Below are 18,141 nucleotides of genomic sequence, written 5' to 3'. Positions count from 1 at the left end.
TCTACGGCTTTTAAGGCGCTATTTTAGCGCCTGGCCGCGTCTGAAAACAGTCAGGTCTCTTCTTAAAATGTGCCTTATCGCATTTTTTAACCGGCGCAGACAAAGACCTGACGCGCCTGAGCAGGCAAGATCTCAGTTTTCCGATAATCGTGATGGATAAAAACCGGCTAACGGGAGTCATGATCGCACTTTAGTTACATCATACTAAAGGTACTGATAATAATTCCATACCTAAACTCCAGAGATAACACGCATTCGTACAGGCTAAAACGCAGCTAAATCAGATACAAACTATCAGTAAGAAAGGCATTTTTTGCGGGTAAAGTGCCGCTTCGAATCAGGAACGAAGCGGCAAATGGCTTAACCTATCACCTTATTTCTTCCCGCCAGCGGCGCAATCGCCACCTGTAACAGGCTTAACGCAATCATAAACAGCAGCGGGGCCGACCAGCTGTCAAAATGCTCGTGCAGCACGCCGAAAACCAGCGGGCCCAGCGCGGCCAGACCGTAACCTACGCATTGTGCCATGCCTGATAAGCGCGAAGCCTGATGATGATCGCCCGAACGCAGACCAAACAGAGAAAGGCTTATCACCAAAGAGGCGCCCGCGCCCAGTCCGGCAATAATCAACCAAAACACGGCCAGGGCAGGGAACAGATAAAGGCCGCACAGCCCGGTAAAAATTGCCAGCGAAGCCAGCAGGGCGATAGCGCGCTGATCGGCCAGGCGTTTCAGCGCCCGCATACAGGCAAGATTGGCGACGATTGCCACAATCTGATAGAGAAACAGCAGCCAGCCGGCGGCAAACTGGCTGAATCCTTGCGCCTCAGCCCAGGGCGTAAACCACGCAATCAGCGTGTAAAAGGCCAGCGACTGCAATCCCATAAACAGCGAAACCTGCCAGCCTAATGCGGCACGCCACGGCGAGCGCAGCGTAGAAACCGCCAGCGGTGTGCGCGTCGTTTGTCGTTGCCGGGCGCGTTTCAGCAGCGGTAGCCAGGCCGCCAGCGCGATGGCCGCCGGGATCAGCCAGACGGCCAGCGAAAAAAACCAGCCCGCATTCGTTAACGATGCCAGCGGCACCGCGATACCGGAAGCCAGGCTGGCGGTAATCGACATGACACAGGCATAAAGACCGATATAGCGGGCGGAATGCCGGGCGAAATCACGCTTAATCAGCGGCGGCAGCAGCACGTTGGCGGCGGCAATACCACCGCTCAGGATCGCCGTGCCCAGCCATAGCGCAGCGCTGCTGCCGGCAATGCGCAGAGCGGAACCGGATAAGATCAGCCAGACCGCGAGCCACAGCGTTTTCTCCAGTCCAAAGCGATTGCCTGACCACGCTGCAGGTGGCGCGAGCAGGGCAAACATCATCAGCGGAATAAAATTAAGCAGGCCAGCGTCGGTAGCCGTCAGGCTAAAGGTCAGGCGAATATCTTCCAGCACCGGGCCAATCGACGTCAGGGGGGCGCGCAAACAGGCTGCGGTAAGCAGTAAAACAGTAAGGAAAAAACCGGAACGGGTAAAAATTGGGGACATTATCGACATCGCAAAAAGAGCAGGCGCGGCCCGCTGATTATGCGTTGGTTGACGTTAACGCTTACGCAACCGAGCTGGCCCGGCTGTCTGGGCGCTATGTTAACGGCTAAAAAGCGCCGTTGTAAACCTTTTCAGAATGCCCTTATGTAGCCGGTTTACCCGTCATGGCTTACGTCTTACAAAATCCTGAAAAGTTCATTAATAGTCTTTTACATAAGAAATAAAAAAAATTATAGTTCTCATTCGCATTTGTAGATGGCCGTATCATTCGGCGATCGCCGGGGTAGCAGCGTCGGTAAAAGCGTTCCATAAAACAAAAATCACAGTGGCTAAACGGCTCAGGCCGTTAATGACAAGATCGAGGTAGTGATGTTTTTTGCTCAGCACATTAACAGGGAAATCCGCCGGCACGGCGGCGTAGCCACTTCTTACTCCATCGTCGCCGCGCTGGTCGCCGTGGCGTTACAGATGCCTCAGGCAGCAGCGGCGGAAACCGCAGAACAAACGCTTACGGTGAGCGCCGCGTCAGATAATGTCACCGATACCTCCGCTACCGATTACAGCGTTCCCGTCACCTCTTCGGGCACCAAAATGCCGATGATTGCGCGCGATATTCCCCAGTCAGTCAGTATTATCAGCAAGCAGCGCATGGAAGATCAGCAGCTGCAATCGCTGGGCGATGTGTTGAACAATACAACGGGCGTGATGCAGTCCGTAGCGGATATGGATCGCCGCACCTATTACTCGCGTGGCTTCCTGATTGACAACTATATGGTCGATGGCATCCCGACCGTATTTGAAGGGCGCTGGAATCTGGGCGACGCCCAGTCTGATACGGCACTGTACGAGCGTATCGAAGTCGTACGTGGCGCAACCGGCCTGATGACCGGCGCGGGCAACCCTTCCGCCGCGGTCAATATGGTGCGCAAACATGCGGACAGCAAAACCGCGACGGGCGAGCTTTCCGCCACTTACGGCAGCTGGGACAAGCAGCGTTACGTAGCCGATCTCTCTTCGCCGCTGAGCGAATCCGGCAACGTACGAGGCCGTGTAGTTGCCGGTTATCAGGACAACAACAGCTTCGTTGAGCGCTACGGCGCCGAAAAGAAATTTATCTACGGCGTGGTGGATGCCGATCTGACCGATTACACCACGCTTTCCGTTGGCTATGAATACCAGCAAACCAACGCGGACAGCCCAACCTGGAGCGGCGTGCCTCGCTGGCATAGCGATGGATCGTCCACCGACTATCGTCGTGGCTATAACACGGCGCCAGAGTGGGCCTATAACGATAAAGAAAGCAAAAAGGTTTTTGTTAACCTGAAGCAGCGTTTTGACAACGGCTGGATGCTGACGCTAAACGGCACCCATAACGAAACCTTCCTTGACAGCCGTCAGCTCTATATCGACGGTTTCTTCGATAAGAACACCGGCGCGGGCGTCTCTTCCTACGCGGATTACCCGGTCGTCGGCGGCACCGGTTATAACACCGGTAAACGCAAGGTCGACTCGGTCGATACCTTCGCCAGCGGCCCTTATGAGCTGTTTGGTCGCCAGCACGAGCTGATGGCGGGCGTCAGCTACAGTAAGCAGAAGAACACTTATTACAGCGCTTTTGACAACATTTCCTCAGAGATGCTGGGCGATTTCAACAGCTATAACGGCCAATACCCGGAAACAGAATGGAGCGAGCGAACGCTCGCGCAGGAAGACGTGACGCGTCAGAAATCCGCCTATATGGCAACCCGCATTACCCTGGCCGATCCGCTGCATTTGATCCTCGGCGCGCGCTATACGCGCTGGAGCACCAATACGCTGACCCAGGATATGGAGAAAAACAACATCACGCCGTACGGCGGCCTGGTGTATGACATCAACGAAAACTGGTCAGCCTACGGCAGCTATACCTCGGTATTCCAGCCGCAGACCTATCGTGATATCAACGGCAGCTACCTGTCGCCGGTGGTTGGTAAAAACTACGAGGCAGGCCTGAAGTCTGACTGGATGAACAGCCGCCTCACGACCTCGCTGTCGGTGTTCCGCATCGAACAGGACAACGTAGCCCAGAGCACCGGACAGATCATTGCCGGATCGACCGATACCGCCTACGTAGGCAAATCGGGCACCGTGAGCCGCGGGATTGAATTTGAAGTGAACGGCGCGCTGACCGATAACTGGCAAATGACCGTGGGCGGTACCCGTTATGTAGCGGAAGACAGCGAAGACGAAGCGGTTAACCCTCAGCTGCCGCGCACGTCGCTGAAGCTGTTCACCAGCTATCGTCTGCCGTCGCTCCAGGCGCTGACGGTCGGCGGCGGCGTAAACTGGCAGACGCACGTCTGGCAGGATGTGCCCGCGCCGGAAGGCAACGGCACCTGGCACGCGGAGCAGGGCAGCTATGCGCTGGTAAACCTGTTCAGCCGCTATGAGGTGACTAAGCAGCTGACGCTACAGGCCAACATCAATAACCTGTTTGATAAAGAATATGACACCAGCGTGAACCAATATATCGTTTACGGCGAACCGCGTAATTTCTCATTAACGGCCAGCTATAAGTTCTGATGCGGCACAGATAAAGATAGCTCCTGCGGGAGCTATTTTTTTGCCGGTAAGTCAATGCGGGGAACTTTCTCTTTATACTCGGCGGTCATTAATGAACGATCCTCATTACTGCATGCTTAAAACAGTCATTCAACCTTCTTGGCGCCTCTGCTAAAACTAGTTCCCTTTAAAAACCGCTACACGTTAGTCGGGAACGGCTGATCCTTCGCTATCTGAGGCTGCGTGCGCGCTCAGGGAGAAAAACATGAAAATAAATATGGTTATTGATAACGTTATTCTGTTGGCCTCGCTGAATGACAGCGAGGCGGCCAGGGATTTTGCGGCTATGCTGCCGCTAACGCTGGAATTAAACGACTACGCAGCGACTGAAAAAATCAGCGATCTTCCTGCAAAACTCTCAGTAGAGGGATCGCCTGAGGGCACCCGTGCCTTAAAAGGCGATATCGCTTTTTATGCGCCCTGGGGCAATCTGGCTATCTTCTACAAGGATTCTGGCTATGCCGCCGGGCTTGTGACGCTGGGACAGTTGGACAGCATTGAGAAGCTGCCGCTAAACAGATCCTCCTTTATGGCCACCTTTGAGCTGGTCGAAAAAGGGTGAGGGCCGGACAGCGCCACAATTTGTGGGGCATATTATGAAAACCCGGCTTCGCGCCGGGTATATGCCAAAAAATCAGAACGTATAAGAGAGATTAACCTCATAGTTGCGCGGCTGGCCGTAAACGGCGGAGTCGCTTAGCCAGGTATACTCGGTGCGATCAAACAGATTATTGACGTTGGCCTGCACGGCCAGCTGCTTCGTTACCTGGTAGCGGGCAAACAGGTTAGCCAGCGGATAGCTGCCCTGATAAAGCCGTTTGGTTTCGCCGTCCGGGCCGGTTGCGTCCTGGAAAGTGCGGTTCTGCCAGTTTACGCCGCCGCCGACGGTCAGCTGCTGCAGCATCGGCAAACGGTAGCGGGTAAACAGCTTCAGCTGGGTTTGCGGCATCTGGCTGCTGTAGCGCCCGGTGGAGTCCGTCGCGACAAAGCGCGTCGCGCCGAACGTCATTTGCAGATTATCCGTTACCGCGCCGTTCAGCTCGAATTCCGCGCCTCTGCTCACTGCGCCTTTGGTCGCAACATAAGCCTGTTCGCTGGAGCCGTTCACATAATTGTCGCCATCCGCTTCGGCAGCGTTCTCCTGTTCAATACGGAACAGGGCAAAAGTGGCGGTCAGGCGACCATCGTCCCAGGCGGATTTCAGGCCCGCTTCGTAATTTTTACCGGTCACAGGCGAAAGATAGCCGCCGTCTTTGCTGCGATACGTTTGCGGCTGGAAGATCGAGGTATAGCTGGCATAGGCTGACCAGGTATCATTAATGTCATACACCAGCCCGCCGTACGGCGTGATGTTGTTCTTTTTCACATCGCCGCTGCTGCCGGTGGTGCTCCACTGGGTATAGCGCGCGCCGACAATCAGCGACAGCGGATCGGCCAGCGAGAAGCGGGCGGCGCTGTACAGCGCTTTCTGCCTGACCATATCGTCCGCGTTCTGATACCAGTCGCCCCAGGCAGGCTCGTCCGCATCGCCGTTCCAGCCGTCGTGGAAGCTGCCGATCTGGCCTTCGTCGTAAGGGCCGTCGGCGCTGTAGGTCGCATTATGCTGACGGCTGTAGCTTCCGCCCACCACCAGCTCGTGCTGGCGGCCAAACAGCCTGAACGGGCCGCTGGCATAGGTATCGAAAGCATCCAGCTTGCGCTTGCCTCTGTCCTTGCTGCCGAAGCCAGTCGTGCCTTCGCCCGTTTGTTCATCCGGCCACTGCTGCAAATAAAGCAGCTTGTCGTTAAAGGTTTCTTCCGCATGGGTGCCGTCGGCGCGGAAGATCCAGCCGTTGTCGAACTGATGGCTGAGATTAGCGAACACTTTGCGCGAGTCTACGCTATAGCGCGTCCAGTCCGCCGCCGTACTGGTGCTGCGATCGTAATGCGTGCGCGTGCCGTTGCTATACCAGGTCGGCAGGCCGCCCCAGGTTGGATTGCCGGTATGGGTCTGCTGATAGTCATAGCCGAGCGAAACCGTGGTGCTGTCGGTCACATCGGCATCGATAACCCCGTAGATAAATTTTTTAGTTTTATGGTAGCGATCCAGCCAGCTGTCGCCATCCTGATAGCCCGCCACCACGCGGCCACGCACGTTGCCGGATTCGCTCAGCGGGCCGGAAGCGTCAACCACGTAGCGCTGCTTGTTCCAGCTGCCGTAGCTGGCCGACACGTTGCCGGTAAAGGTTTTGCTGTCGGCATGTTTGCGCACCATATTAACCGAAGCGGCAGGGCTGCCTGCGCCCGTCATCAGGCCAGTCGCGCCGCGCACCACTTCAATACGCTCATAGATGGCGGTATCTTCCGCCGCATCGCCAAAGTTCCAGGTATCGCTGACGGAGGTCGGAATATCGTCGTAGGTAAAATTAGTGATCTGGAAGCCGCGTGAAAAATAAGCGGAGCGTTCGCTGTCGATAACCTCGCTGGCGATGCCGGTGGTGTTATCCAGTACGTCGCCGACCGACTGCAAATTTTGATCCGCCATACGCTGCTTCGTTACCACGCTGAGCGACTGCGGCACGTCGCGCGGCGTTATCAGCATTTTTGTGCCGGCGCGCGTGGTTTTAACGCTGTAATCCTGCTGTTCGCTGGCGCTGCCGTCGTCAGAAGCCGCGTTAACGACCATAGCAGACTCTTCGGCCAGGGCCGGAGTGAGCAGGGCGTGGATAGCCAGCGCCAGCAACGAGACGGTAAATACCGGCGCTCGCGCACCGTTTCCCCTGAGGTTTAAAGACATAAAATTCTCACAATAGGCCACTGCTTTTTATTGTCCGGTGGGACGTGCGTTCACGGCGCTCCGGCTGCGCCACGCAGCGGGGAGATCGCAGTGAGAATGTTAATGATAAGTATTTGCTTTTAAGTAGTCTCTAAACAACCTGTCGGCAAAGTGTAACAACTTGTTATTTTTACAGGGAAAACTCATTAGCCGTGCCGCTTCATCCCGTCTGACGCATGGCGCAGATTTACATCTCCTTTGCTAATGCGTATGCTTCTCATTCTTTTTATCGGCTATCAGGCCGTTTATCCATTGATGGAGTCCTGCATGAAATCTTTTAGCCCGCGTAAAGTAGCCCTTGCGGTCGTTGCTGCATTCAGTCTGGCCGCCTGTCAGACCCCGGCAAAAAAACCAGAAGCGCCCGTTAATTCTGCCGCGACGGCCAAAGCGCAAGCGCAGCCTGCCGAGCGCGCGCTGGGCGATGGACTGTATGAAATGGCCTGGACGCCGAAAGCGCTTTACGTCGCCAGCGCGCAATCTTTTAAAAACGTTAACGGCGGCATTCTGTATCGTCTGGATCCCGCCACGCTGGCAACCACCGGTGAAACCCACACCGATCTGAAAAACTTTGGTATGGCGGTCGAGCCGGACGGCAGCGTGTTCTACACCACTAACTCGCTCGACGGTACTATTTCTAAGGTGGATGCAGAGAGCGGCAAAGTGCTGAAACGTCTGGCATTCAGCGAGAAGGGCAAAGACGGTTCGCCTTACGGTGCGCGTGAAATTTTCTGGCACGAAGGGAAGCTTTACGTGGGCGGCGTGGGCGATCCGGGCGTCATTTGGGTGGTGGATGCCAAAACGCTGAAGCTAAGCAAGACCATCAGGAACGCCGGCAAGTGGGTGACGGGCATTATTTATTCGCCGGTGACCGATCGTCTTTATGCGGCTAACGGCGGCGGCGAAGTGCTGGTGATCAACCCGCGCACGCAGAAAATTGAAAAACGCTGGACGGCGGGCGATGGCAAAGCTTATCTGCTGCTGAACCTGGCGGAAGATCCGGCCACCGGCCGCCTGTTCGTCACCGACAACTCAAAGGCGAATACCACGCTGGTGTTCGACGAGCGCAGCGGCAAAGTGATCAAACGCATCGAAGGCGACGCGCTGGGCATCAAGTTCAACGCGAAGCGCAACGAGCTGTATATCAGCCAGCGCGAATCCAGAAAGGTGTTGCAGCTGGACGCCACCAGCTATGCGGTGAAAAACAGCTGGTCGTTCGACAGCAGCCCGAACAGCCTGCTGGTTTCGCCGGACGGGCAGACGCTTTACGTCACGCTCAAGCAGGATTTCAACAAAGATGATTCGACTAAAGGCAAGGACAGCGTAGTGCGTATCGCGCTGAAATAAGAAAGAGGCGGCCTGCGGGCCGCCTGATTATCACACCTGCGCCATACCGCCATCGACAAACAGTTCGCTCGCGTTGATAAAGCTGGCCGCATCGGAAGCCAGAAAAGCGACCGCTTTAGCAATCTCTTCCGCTTCGCCCAGGCGCCCCAGCGGCACCTGAGCCGCCAGATAATCAAACAATCCCTGGCGCTCCTCTTCACTGACTAATCCACCCAGGCCAGGCGTTTTTACCGGGCCGGGGCTGATGGCGTTAACCCGAATACCGCGTTCTTTCAGATCCAGCGACCAGGATCGTGCAAAGTTGCGTACCGCCGCTTTGCTGGCGCTGTAGACGCTGAAGCCGGCCGTCCCCTGAACGGAAGTGGTGGAGGCGGTCAGGATCACCGAAGCGCCATCGCTCAGCAGCGGCAGCGCTTTTTGCACGGTAAACAGCACGCCGCGCACGTTGGTGCCAAATATCCGATCAAAATGCGCCTCGGTGATGGCGCCCAGCGGCAGCATATCGCCGCCGCCCGCATTGGCGAACAGAATATCCAGACGGCCCGCTTTTTCCGCGATAGTGGCGTAAACCCTATCCAGATCGGCCAGCACGGCGGCATCGGCGCGAATGCCCGTTGCCGCCGTACCGATGGCGGCGACGGCCGCGTCCAGCTCGGGTTGACGCCTTCCGGTAATAAACACGCGTGCACCCTGAGCTGCCAGTTCATGCGCGGCCGCCAGGCCAATTCCCGATGTGCCGCCGGTAACTAATGCGATCTTGCCATTCAGTGCATTCATCTTCTTCTCCGCTGTGGACAGATAATGGCCCGGCTTGTCCGGGTGAGAACGCACTGTAGCCTTCCGCCTTTTGTTGATAAATCCTGTAAAATGAAAATAACTATCCCTGTACGGAAATAATCAGGACAAAAGAGATGGATCAGCTTATGGCGATACGGGCTTTTGCCCGCGTAGTGGAAACGGGAAATTTTACCCGCGCGGCGGATTCGCTTTCGATGCCCAACGCGACGCTAAGTAAACTGGTGCAGCAGCTGGAGGCGCATCTGGGTATCAGGCTGTTACAGCGCACCACCCGTCGCGTTACCGTCACGCCCGAAGGACGCGAGTATTATGAAAAAACCGCCCGGATCCTGAAGGATTTGGAAGATATTGACGGCGCTTTTACCGCTATTCGCGGCCAGCCGCACGGGCAGTTGCGTATTGATATTGGCGGCTCTACGGCCCGTGACGTGCTGATCCCGGCGTTGCCTGAATTTATGGCCTGCTATCCGGATATCCGTATCGATCTGGGGGTGTCGGATCGCGCAGTCGATCTCATCGGCGACAGCGTGGACTGCGTTATTCGCGGCGGCCCGCTTGCGGATTCATCGCTGGTTGCCAGGCAGATTGGTTTTGCCACGCTGATTACCTGCGCCACGCCGGGCTATCTGAAGCGCTACGGCTTGCCTGCCAGCCCGCAGGAGCTGAACAATGGCCATCGGCTGGTTAGCTATCTCTCGTCGGACAGCGGCAGGGCTTTTCCGTTTCGCTTCGCACGGCAGGGAGAAAAAATGGAAATCAAAGCGCCGTACCGGCTCGGCGTAAACGAAAGCAACGCGCATCTTGCGGCAGCGCTGGCCGGCTTGGGTATCGTACAGACGTTTACCTACGCGGCCTGCGAAGCGTTGAGAACCGGCCAGCTCCAGGAAATCCTGCAGGCGTGGCGGCCAGCGCCTTATCCTTTTCATGTAGTTTACCCGCAAAATCGCCACGTCACGCACCGCCTGCGCGTTTTTATCGACTGGTTAACAGAGACGTTTCCGGCTCGTATCAATGTGGGAAGTGAATGAAATACTGATGTTGAGACGGATTAAACGATAAAGCCCTTGGTCAGAAAATTACCGGGGATATATAACGGCATAATTTAATTTTATTCAACAAAGACAAAGGCATAGCTTATTAAATAAGCATTGCCTGCCGATTTTACCGGCAGGCAGAAGGATTAGCGTGACGCCGAATCCGGCTCTGAAATAATGCGGTGGCGCTGCGCCTTTTGCGATTCGCTCTGAATGCGGTTCAGCACGTCGCCCTCATGTTCCGCCTCATCGCTGCCGTAAACATATTCATGACCGCTCATCAGTGCATACCAGGCGCGTTCGGCCACTTCCGCCGGTTTGGTCGGCTGACTGGCACCAACTTTGGTATTGGCCTGGCCTGCGTTCTTAAAGAAGTTGGTTTCCGTCGCGCCGGGCATCAGCAGCGTCATATTCAGGCCCGAGCCTTTCAGCTCGTTGCGAATGGCCCAGAAGAAGGAATTGACGAAGGCTTTGCTCGCGCCATAAATCGCCTCAAAAGGGATGGGCGAGGTGCCGGAGATGGAAGAGGTCATCAGGACGTGGCCGCTTTGACGTTCGATCATCGCAGGCAGGAAAATTTTAGCCATATGAACGTAAGAATCGACGTTAAGGCGGATTAGCTGTAGCTCTTTTTCCAGCGCCGTGCCGCCAATAAAGCGGCCGCCCAGCCCCTGACCGGCATTAATAACCAGCGCATCCAGCGCCAGCCCGTCGTTATCGACGCGCTGCTTCAGCTTTTCGATCTCATCATAGCGGCTTAAATCCACGCTTAGTGCGTGGATCTTTGTGCCGTAGCCGCGCAGATCCTCGCAGGCCTTGTGCAGTTTTTCCTCATTACGCGCTACGGCCACAATGTCATAACCATTTTTCGCAAAAATTCTGGCCAGTTCCAGCCCGATCCCGTTGGAAGCCCCGGTAATCAATGCAATTTTATTCATGCCCGATCCTCTTTTTATATTCTGCGTTAGCGGTCTTTTAACCGTAGCAGCAAAAAAGCGGGACGCGGGCAGCCTGCGCACGTTCAATGGCGCGTTGTCGCTGGCTTCTCAAATAAAATATTTTAAATCAACATCTTATTTTGGTTGAATGCGATTCAATGACGCTTTGAGTCAACATTTTCGCCCAAAAACCAGTACCAGAGCGGAATAGCCAGCAGGCCGGTAAAGACCAGCGAATAGACGGCGATCATAAACAGCTGTGGCGCCAGCATGCCCGCTGACCAGTCGTGTAAAGGAATATGGTATTCGTCAATCGCGCCGCCGATCATTACTTTCGACATCACGGTAAGTGCGATAACCAGCACAACAGCCAGCGCGGCGATAAACCGCTTTGTTTCTTTCCGTTTCATAACCCGTTTCCACAAGCAAATAGTGCGCCGCAGTATAACAACTCCCTTTGCAAAACGTTCCTGAAACTCGGCAAAACCGTCCCCTCAATTCAGCCGCGTGCGGTTTTTCGCCGTCGGGCGGAATTATGTACAGTTATAGCGGGGCATTTGCAGTAGAATTGCGGGCTTAACGTCATTTATTTAGCAGGAAACTTATGAGGGAGAGTTCGTTAGCCCGCCATCGGCCTTCGGTATGGTGGGGCGCGATGATCATCTGCGGAACCGTGGTTGGCGCCGGTATGTTTACGCTTCCCGTGGTCATGGCCGGCGCCTGGTACGGCTGGTCATTGCTGATCCTGATGGTCAGCTGGGTCTGCATGTTGTTGACAGGATTACTGTTTGTGCAGGCCAGCCAGCATTTTCCGCTGGGCGCCGGTTTTGATACCATCACGCGCGATTTGCTCGGACGCGGCTGGGCGGCCGTAAACGGGCTGAGCATTCTGTTTGTGCTGGGCATTCTTACCTATGCCTATATCTCCGCCAGCGGGCCGGTCTACCAGAGCTCTTTAAATCGCGCGGGTCTGCATCTTTCCGTGGCGGACGCCAAAATCATGCTCACGCTGTGCGTGGCGGCAGTGGTCTGGCTGGGCACCAAAGGCGTCAGCCGACTGATGACCTTCTGCGTGCTGGCGAAAATCCTGCTGCTGGTGACGCTGTTTGGCGGGCTGTTGACGCAGCTGGATATTGCCACGCTGGCTAACAGCGGCGCCTCCGGGCAGGCCTACTGGCCTTATACGCTGGCGGTGCTGCCGTTCTGCCTTGCCTCCTTCGGCTATCACGGCAATATCAGCGGCCTGATCGGCTACTATGCGGGCGATAAAAAACAGGTAAATCGAGCGCTGATGCTGGGGACTTTTATGTCGCTGGTGATCTATCTGTTCTGGCTGACCGGCACGATGGGCAATCTTCCGCGCGCCTCTTTCCCTGCCATTATCGATGCGGGCGGGGATATCGAGGCGCTGATGGCGGCCTTACGGCGCTATCTGCACGTCAGCGCGCTGGCGCTGCTGATGGATGTCTTCTCGCACTTCGCGGTGATCTGCTCGTTTCTTGGCGTGACGGCAGGGCTGTTTGATTTTATTGCCGACCGATTGCAGATGGCGGATACGCGGCTGGGCCGATTAAAAACGGCCTGTCTGACGTTTTTACCGGCGCTGTGCGCTTCCCTGTGGTTTCCGAACGGCTTTATCGCCGCGATTGGCTTTGCCGGTCTGTTCGCCACGCTGTGGGCGGTGATTGTGCCTGCGCTGCTGGCGCGAAAAGCGCAGCAGAAGTTTCCGGAAGCGACCACGCTCGCCGGCAGGCAAAATGTAGCCATTGTCGTTGTAATGCTGTTTGGCGGGCTGAACGTGCTGGCGTGGACACTGAGCTGGCTTGGCTGGCTGCCTGTTTTTCGCGGCTAACTATTTATCCGGCCCGGTATTAACCGGGCCGTTTTTTTAGTGATGCAGCATCTCATCAACCACCTGAGCGTTGGTCAGCTGCCACGGATAAAAAGTAGGCCAGTTGTCCATTTCCTTTAGCAACGCTTCCTGAGAGGTGTTGCCCATAAAAATATGGAAGTGAGCCGATTTGCGGGGCGCAATGGTGTGATCGCTGAACTGCACGTATTTTGGTGCCTTGCTGTTGGCGTCGCGGCATTCAAACAGATAGCGAACGCCTTTTTTTCCCGAAGCATACGTCAGGATCTGATGACCCTTGTAGTGATAGTGACAGCTGCTGGCCTGGTCGCCGCGACGAAACTCGATAACATCGTTTTCAATCGCCAGCGTATCGATATCGGTGGCATAGCCCTTGCGGTAATACGCTTTAAGTTGCTCAACGGTTTTGCTTTTATCTTTTTCGGCTTTCTTTTGCAGCACGGGATCAAGCTCGCCGCTGTCCAGCAGAGGGTAGACCGACTGCCAGACGCCGTCCCAGTCCGTCAGGCTTCTTTCCTTAACGTCCTGGTTATTAAAAACGCCTTCCGCCGCTTTCTGTTCGGTTTCGCTCAATGGCTTACCGTGCGAGTGGGCACCATGTGCAAAAACCTGTCCGCACATCAGCAGGGCGCCCAGCGCCAGGCCCACGTTTTTTACTTTTGCCGCCAACATACCATCCTCCGTCCCGTAATTTTTAAATGTTATAACATAACATTTGGGCGGGCAGCAATGAAGTTGCGCCGCCAGTAACGGAGGCCATAGCTGGCTATTACTCTTTAGCAGAAAGAACCGCGGTCATATGAACGCCGTTGTTATAATTGGCTTCGGTAATGCGGTAAGAGGCGTTGGCCGCTTTTGCCTGAGCTGAAATCTGCGCTTCGGCGGCGTCCAGGGTGGAAGCACAGGCGGTGACGCTTTGGGCGAAGCTCACGGAAGAGATCAGTGAAAGGGCGGTAAAAACAACTAATTTTTTGATGGCTTTCATGGAAGGTTCCTTACTTTAATTATCAGATTTAAAGGCATGTCGCCTTGATGTAAGGAATGATAAGCGCGTTGGTGCGGGTTTGAAAGCCGATAGTTTTGCCATTCTTAATCAATAAAACTGAAAAAGAAGAGGGCGCGTACGCCCTGTAAATAAGGGTTATGGCTGTTCTGAAGCGCGGCAAAGATAAAAGATAAGAAAGATACCCGGCGCGCTTTCCACTTCCAGCGCGCTATAGGTGTAATGACTGATTTTTCCCTGGCTATCGATAATAGCCTTGTTGCCCGTGCCGAACTTGCTGACGTCCTGACGATGCCACATCTCCCGGAACGCCTCGCTGCGGGCGGTAAGATCGTCAATCACCCGCCCGAAATCTTCTGCATAGTTGCTGGCAGCGTAATAGGTGCGAAAGGCGGCAATAGTATGCTGCGCGGCCAGCTCCCAGTGATGGATTTTTTGCTTATAGTCGTCGCTGATAAACATCAGCTTCAGCGAGTTACGATCGTCTTCGGGGATAGTCGACCAGTCAAAAATCTGGCTTCTGGCCGCTTCGTTCCAGTAGAGAATATCTATATTGGGGTCTGACGCTCAGTGGAACGAAAACTCACGCTAAGAGATTATGGTAAGCCAAGGCAAGCAAAAAGATCCTTATTAGATCCTTTTGCTTGCGAGAACCTTAGCTGTTTAGGGATTTGAGGTCCAATGGAAAGGAAATGTACGGTAAGACGATAATTCATTGTTTATATTTATTTTAAATTTGGCCAGCGGGCCTCCATCAACGCCGCAGTATCTTACTACTGTCGCTGACAGAGAATGTTATGCTCAGCCGGTTCCTCTGAATCTTCAAAAGTTCCGATTATAAGGGAATGTTTTCCTCTCTGGATTTCCATCCACTTTTTATTGATTTTATATGGCGTAACCCCGTAATCGAGTAAGTGCCAATGATATTCAAATCTTTCGGTGAACTAATAGTCATTAGCTCACCACGACCAAAATAGCTTTCAACAGAACCGATGAAACACGTCCCGTTCAACCAAACAGGGATAACTGCGACAGGTTGAGTGACATAACTTCCAGCAATTTCAGTCCTATAATTCGCTGCATCTTCAGATGATGTACCTGCTGGGATTGGGCAAATAGTCTCTTGTTCTTCTTTTTGCTTATTGAAATAATACTTCTTAGTATTGAGTGATTTAATTAACTGATTTTTGTCGTGATCGTTTAATGCTGGATTTAACTGCTCTCCTTCGTCTTGCGGTTCAATCGAGGAGTTATCGTATTCGTACTGATAATAAATGGTTATACCTGGAATTTTATTGTTTGTATTAAATGGCCGCAATAAATAAAAGGTGTCTTCATCATATTCACCATTAAACCAAAGTGCATAGACTCGTTCATTAATGCGAACCCACTGCCCCCACTGATTGGCTCCGCGCCCATTTTCTGAATATAGAGCACCTGTTATAACCTGAGTGTCATTTTCAGCATTGTTATTTATATCGACGAATTTATTACCAACCCGTTTTAGAACCCCTGTGTAACTAAATAACCCAGTCCCTCCTGAGTAGTTACTAATAATGAGATCTCGCTCTCCATCACCATCAAGATCAACAAGTTTGCAATTAACCTCTCCATTTTCCGAGTCAGCACTGAAAGTTGTGTTGATAAAAGCCTGCCATTCATCATTACTAATCTTAGTGGAGGGCTTTTTGATTGTTTTTATTGATGCTTCAGTGTTGATTGTAAATTCAGTGTAGTTTGTTAATGGAAATTTATCTGCTATTTTTTCCAGCCCTTGTCTTGGTTCGTTTTGAAGCATCTCTGCCATGGTATTATGAAGTAATGTTAATGCAGAATTGTCAGGCTCTACATCATGCTGGCTGCGTAGTTGAGCAGCGAAAAGTGGAGATGCGATAAAGAAAATTAAAATTGGAAATAATAGAACTCTGTTCATCACCCTCTCCTTAACTGGTTTGATTCAGGTTTTTCGACTATTGCATTGCCATTGTTGTCTGGGAATTTTTGCTCAGTGAGTACTGAAATAGCACTGCCGTATACGCAGCAGCGATCATTGAATCCATTGAGGGCTGTTGAGTATAGAGTGTTTATTCTTCCAGGTAGATTAACTGAAGCACTGGCCTTCCAGAAGGCAGGACTACGGTAGTATATTTTTAGTCTGGAGTTTGTATTTAAGCTACATCTTTCAAGCTCATGCTCTGCATCTGAATGATAAGCCATATAAGCCGAAACCCAATAAAAACCAGCACTGCCAACGACGTCATAATCGTTACTACTGACGTTATTTCTCCACGTAATAACATTATGAGGAATATCATTTTCTGTATCTGACAGATGATTGTCTGTTTGTCTGATATTTCTGTTTGTATACAGACGATTGTATTCTGTAGATAATCTACTTTTTATATCATTAGTGTATATGAGGCCACGAAAACTAAAGTAGTCAAAGTAGTTACTTGGGCTTGTTAGTTGCAATAACCCTCGCCCATGCCATGGATAATACCAAATTTGTCGGCTTCCAGCCTCTTCTCTTTGGGTTAACCACTGCGTTTCCTGTATAGCATTCCCAAGGAAGCAGGCAATACGCAGAGGTGTATTGATCAGATATTTTTGCATTCCCTTATTCAGGTGAATACGAATACTATCAGCCATACTTCCAGTCGCATCTCTATAGACTATTGGTTCCCAGAGATAACTATTACGACGAGCCATTCTTATCACGTTCAGGGGGATAAGTTGTTTTAGCTCCTGCTTACTTATCCAACAGCACTTGCGGAAATGGGCAATAAAAGCCGTCGGATGAAAATGCCACATCCTGCTTGTACCGAGTTCGCCCGTGTCAAAACACAGCGCCGAAGCATGACTTTTCAGCCGGTCAAAGTCTTCTTCTGACATGGCAGGGGTATCGTCAGCCCCCATTTTCAACCAAACATAGCGCGGGTCAAAGGTGGCGGCATTCCACTCCAGCGGAAAACGGCAGACCAGATGGCTACTCAGGTCACTGAAATGCCCGCTGTCCTGTAATCCGGCGATAAGGGGAGAATTACACTGGCTGTTGTTGTCCGTGTCATCGTCCACCATCCGCCACCCCATCCAGTGCGGGAAGTCGGCATCGCTGAATTTTTTGATGTCAGGGGAGGCCAGATTGACTATGCCCGTTCCGCCGGGGAAGCTGACGGTACGCCACAGCGGGGCATCAGCGGGCGTCAGGGTTTCATGTTCAGTACTGATGACCCGCCCGAAACGAAGCAATTCAAACCCAGCTGATGGGTTCTGGGGGTACAGACGTTTAGCCGTATTGTACAGGTTGTACTCATACTTCAGCACAGTAACCTGGCCATTATCAAGCTGGTCAGCATCGGCATTCATCAGCGGCTCCCCCACCATGTCGAAACGTGCCTCGGTGGTGGTGTTCTGCCTGCGGGTAATCATCGAGCAGTCGCCTTTTCCGAAAGTCATGCTGACGAAGAGTGGTTCCGTGGTGGTATGAACTGTATTCAGGCGGTTCGTGTCCGGTGAGGCCGCGTCAGACACCGATTCATAAAAGTGTGTACCGGGTGGCAGATAAAAATGGATATCGCCGTATAGGGTATCGGTTCTGTCGTCACGGGTGATATCGAGTTCAGGCATGGTGCGCCCGGTCAGTTTCAGCATGTTTTCGTTGTCACAGAACACCTCAAAGTGAAAAGCATTCACGTTATCCACCGTACCGCTCTGCCCGATGCGGTCCTTGCGCCAGACTCTTGCGCCGGCCCTGATTGACGGGTCCAGCCGGTCCATGAGATGCATGTACAGGGAGTAATACACGACGCTACAGTTTTCACCGATATCGGTCTGATGCTTCAGCAGCACGTACCCGTCATTGGTTCTGCCATCATAATTCAGCGGGAATGCATCGCGTTTGTCTGTGGAAGACGGAGAACGAAAAGAAACAACCTCCCCGTCCGCAATGGCGCGGACGAACTCAATGCGGTCGTAGCCTTCCTCGCGGCGGTCGGTGTGGAGAACATGCACACCACCGTGCCATGACGCATGCCGGTTGAGCGGGAAATCCCGGTTTATATCCACGGGCATCATTCTGTTGACCCATGACGGATCGCTTTCTCCGGCGTTCCGGGGACGGACAAACGGTGGACTGATTATCATGCTGACTCCCTGTCTGATTTGTATAATTCATAAAAGCGCAGAATAGCGCAATTTTA

15 protein-coding genes are annotated in these 18,141 nt (G+C 53.2%); 5 read left to right on the top strand and 10 right to left on the bottom strand.

Going from position 1 to position 18,141, the window contains the following annotated elements:
- Window positions 1–360: 360 nt before the first annotated feature.
- The gene (locus AB3U87_RS05975) at window positions 361–1,548 is read right to left on the bottom strand and encodes a CynX/NimT family MFS transporter (RefSeq protein WP_253454042.1); all 1,188 of its coding nucleotides are present in this window, start codon (window positions 1,546–1,548) and stop codon (window positions 361–363) included.
- A gap of 360 nt (window positions 1,549–1,908) precedes the next feature.
- Here AB3U87_RS05975 and fhuE (AB3U87_RS05970) point away from each other — a divergent pair, with 360 nt between their 5' ends.
- Complete coding sequence (gene fhuE / locus AB3U87_RS05970) at window positions 1,909–4,101, top strand: ferric-rhodotorulic acid/ferric-coprogen receptor FhuE (protein WP_394148697.1); 2,193 nt, start codon at window positions 1,909–1,911, stop codon at window positions 4,099–4,101.
- A 244-nt stretch (window positions 4,102–4,345) separates the two neighbouring features.
- Window positions 4,346–4,702 carry a cyclophilin-like fold protein gene (locus AB3U87_RS05965; protein ID WP_301250765.1) on the top strand — a complete coding sequence of 119 codons (357 nt, stop codon included), beginning with the start codon at window positions 4,346–4,348 and terminating at the stop codon, window positions 4,700–4,702.
- Between the two features lie 72 nt (window positions 4,703–4,774).
- On the opposite strand, the gene fhuE (AB3U87_RS05960) is transcribed toward AB3U87_RS05965, so the two are convergent.
- The gene (gene fhuE, locus AB3U87_RS05960; RefSeq protein ID WP_394148691.1) at window positions 4,775–6,916 is read right to left on the bottom strand and encodes a ferric-rhodotorulic acid/ferric-coprogen receptor FhuE; all 2,142 of its coding nucleotides are present in this window, start codon (window positions 6,914–6,916) and stop codon (window positions 4,775–4,777) included.
- Window positions 6,917–7,222: 306 nt separating this feature from the next.
- Between fhuE (AB3U87_RS05960) and AB3U87_RS05955 the strand changes: the two genes are divergently transcribed.
- On the top strand, window positions 7,223–8,299 hold the full coding sequence (locus tag AB3U87_RS05955; RefSeq protein ID WP_394148690.1) for a YncE family protein: 1,077 nt from the start codon (window positions 7,223–7,225) through the stop codon (window positions 8,297–8,299).
- 30 nt (window positions 8,300–8,329) lie between these two features.
- On the opposite strand, the gene AB3U87_RS05950 is transcribed toward AB3U87_RS05955, so the two are convergent.
- Window positions 8,330–9,076, bottom strand: a complete 747-nt coding sequence (locus tag AB3U87_RS05950; RefSeq protein ID WP_301250767.1) for an SDR family oxidoreductase — start codon at window positions 9,074–9,076, stop codon at window positions 8,330–8,332.
- Between the two features lie 134 nt (window positions 9,077–9,210).
- Between AB3U87_RS05950 and AB3U87_RS05945 the strand changes: the two genes are divergently transcribed.
- Window positions 9,211–10,125 (top strand): LysR family transcriptional regulator, encoded by a 915-nt coding sequence (locus AB3U87_RS05945; RefSeq protein WP_394148689.1) that lies wholly within the window; start codon window positions 9,211–9,213, stop codon window positions 10,123–10,125.
- Window positions 10,126–10,277: 152 nt separating this feature from the next.
- Here the strand turns inward: AB3U87_RS05945 and AB3U87_RS05940 are convergent, their stop codons facing one another.
- The gene (locus AB3U87_RS05940; protein ID WP_301729527.1) at window positions 10,278–11,069 is read right to left on the bottom strand and encodes an SDR family NAD(P)-dependent oxidoreductase; all 792 of its coding nucleotides are present in this window, start codon (window positions 11,067–11,069) and stop codon (window positions 10,278–10,280) included.
- A 155-nt stretch (window positions 11,070–11,224) separates the two neighbouring features.
- On the bottom strand, window positions 11,225–11,479 hold the full coding sequence (locus tag AB3U87_RS05935; protein ID WP_394148688.1) for a DUF2534 family protein: 255 nt from the start codon (window positions 11,477–11,479) through the stop codon (window positions 11,225–11,227).
- A gap of 194 nt (window positions 11,480–11,673) precedes the next feature.
- Here AB3U87_RS05935 and AB3U87_RS05930 point away from each other — a divergent pair, with 194 nt between their 5' ends.
- Window positions 11,674–12,921: an aromatic amino acid transporter gene (locus AB3U87_RS05930; RefSeq protein WP_394148687.1), complete on the top strand. Its 1,248-nt coding sequence runs from the start codon at window positions 11,674–11,676 to the stop codon at window positions 12,919–12,921.
- A 36-nt stretch (window positions 12,922–12,957) separates the two neighbouring features.
- Here AB3U87_RS05930 and zinT read toward each other — a convergent pair whose 3' ends face one another.
- From zinT to AB3U87_RS05905, 5 genes are all read right to left on the bottom strand, one after another.
- Window positions 12,958–13,611: a metal-binding protein ZinT gene (gene zinT / locus AB3U87_RS05925; RefSeq protein ID WP_394148686.1), complete on the bottom strand. Its 654-nt coding sequence runs from the start codon at window positions 13,609–13,611 to the stop codon at window positions 12,958–12,960.
- Window positions 13,612–13,708: 97 nt separating this feature from the next.
- Entirely contained in the window at window positions 13,709–13,924 is a 216-nt protein-coding gene (locus AB3U87_RS05920; protein WP_253454060.1) for a YdgH/BhsA/McbA family protein, read from the bottom strand.
- Between the two features lie 156 nt (window positions 13,925–14,080).
- Entirely contained in the window at window positions 14,081–14,494 is a 414-nt protein-coding gene (locus AB3U87_RS05915; RefSeq protein WP_253454062.1) for an MmyB family transcriptional regulator, read from the bottom strand.
- Window positions 14,495–14,777: 283 nt separating this feature from the next.
- Window positions 14,778–15,875: a hypothetical protein gene (locus AB3U87_RS05910; protein WP_394148685.1), complete on the bottom strand. Its 1,098-nt coding sequence runs from the start codon at window positions 15,873–15,875 to the stop codon at window positions 14,778–14,780.
- Window positions 15,875–18,085: a M23 family metallopeptidase gene (locus AB3U87_RS05905; RefSeq protein ID WP_394148684.1), complete on the bottom strand. Its 2,211-nt coding sequence runs from the start codon at window positions 18,083–18,085 to the stop codon at window positions 15,875–15,877. Before AB3U87_RS05905 ends, AB3U87_RS05910 begins: the two co-directional genes overlap by 1 nt.
- Between the last annotated feature and the right edge of the window lie 56 nt (window positions 18,086–18,141).

Origin of the sequence: Erwinia plantamica, assembly GCF_043420595.1 — a bacterium.
Lineage (GTDB): Bacteria > Pseudomonadota > Gammaproteobacteria > Enterobacterales > Enterobacteriaceae > Erwinia > Erwinia aeris.
Note: the sequence above shows the minus strand (reverse complement) of the source record. Positions and strands in the feature narration are given on the sequence as shown.

What these genes read in the sequence shown, in the direction of transcription:
- AB3U87_RS05975 (WP_253454042.1), bottom strand. Translation starts at nt 1,548, where the DNA reads ATGTCGATAATGTCCCCAATTTTTACCCGTTCCGGTTTTTTCCTTACT.
- fhuE (WP_394148697.1), top strand. Translation starts at nt 1,909, where the DNA reads ATGTTTTTTGCTCAGCACATTAACAGGGAAATCCGCCGGCACGGCGGC.
- AB3U87_RS05965 (WP_301250765.1), top strand. Translation starts at nt 4,346, where the DNA reads ATGAAAATAAATATGGTTATTGATAACGTTATTCTGTTGGCCTCGCTG.
- fhuE (WP_394148691.1), bottom strand. Translation starts at nt 6,916, where the DNA reads ATGTCTTTAAACCTCAGGGGAAACGGTGCGCGAGCGCCGGTATTTACC.
- AB3U87_RS05955 (WP_394148690.1), top strand. Translation starts at nt 7,223, where the DNA reads ATGAAATCTTTTAGCCCGCGTAAAGTAGCCCTTGCGGTCGTTGCTGCA.
- AB3U87_RS05950 (WP_301250767.1), bottom strand. Translation starts at nt 9,076, where the DNA reads ATGAATGCACTGAATGGCAAGATCGCATTAGTTACCGGCGGCACATCG.
- AB3U87_RS05945 (WP_394148689.1), top strand. Translation starts at nt 9,211, where the DNA reads ATGGATCAGCTTATGGCGATACGGGCTTTTGCCCGCGTAGTGGAAACG.
- AB3U87_RS05940 (WP_301729527.1), bottom strand. Translation starts at nt 11,069, where the DNA reads ATGAATAAAATTGCATTGATTACCGGGGCTTCCAACGGGATCGGGCTG.
- AB3U87_RS05935 (WP_394148688.1), bottom strand. Translation starts at nt 11,479, where the DNA reads ATGAAACGGAAAGAAACAAAGCGGTTTATCGCCGCGCTGGCTGTTGTG.
- AB3U87_RS05930 (WP_394148687.1), top strand. Translation starts at nt 11,674, where the DNA reads ATGAGGGAGAGTTCGTTAGCCCGCCATCGGCCTTCGGTATGGTGGGGC.
- zinT (WP_394148686.1), bottom strand. Translation starts at nt 13,611, where the DNA reads ATGTTGGCGGCAAAAGTAAAAAACGTGGGCCTGGCGCTGGGCGCCCTG.
- AB3U87_RS05920 (WP_253454060.1), bottom strand. Translation starts at nt 13,924, where the DNA reads ATGAAAGCCATCAAAAAATTAGTTGTTTTTACCGCCCTTTCACTGATC.
- AB3U87_RS05910 (WP_394148685.1), bottom strand. Translation starts at nt 15,875, where the DNA reads ATGAACAGAGTTCTATTATTTCCAATTTTAATTTTCTTTATCGCATCT.
- AB3U87_RS05905 (WP_394148684.1), bottom strand. Translation starts at nt 18,085, where the DNA reads ATGATAATCAGTCCACCGTTTGTCCGTCCCCGGAACGCCGGAGAAAGC.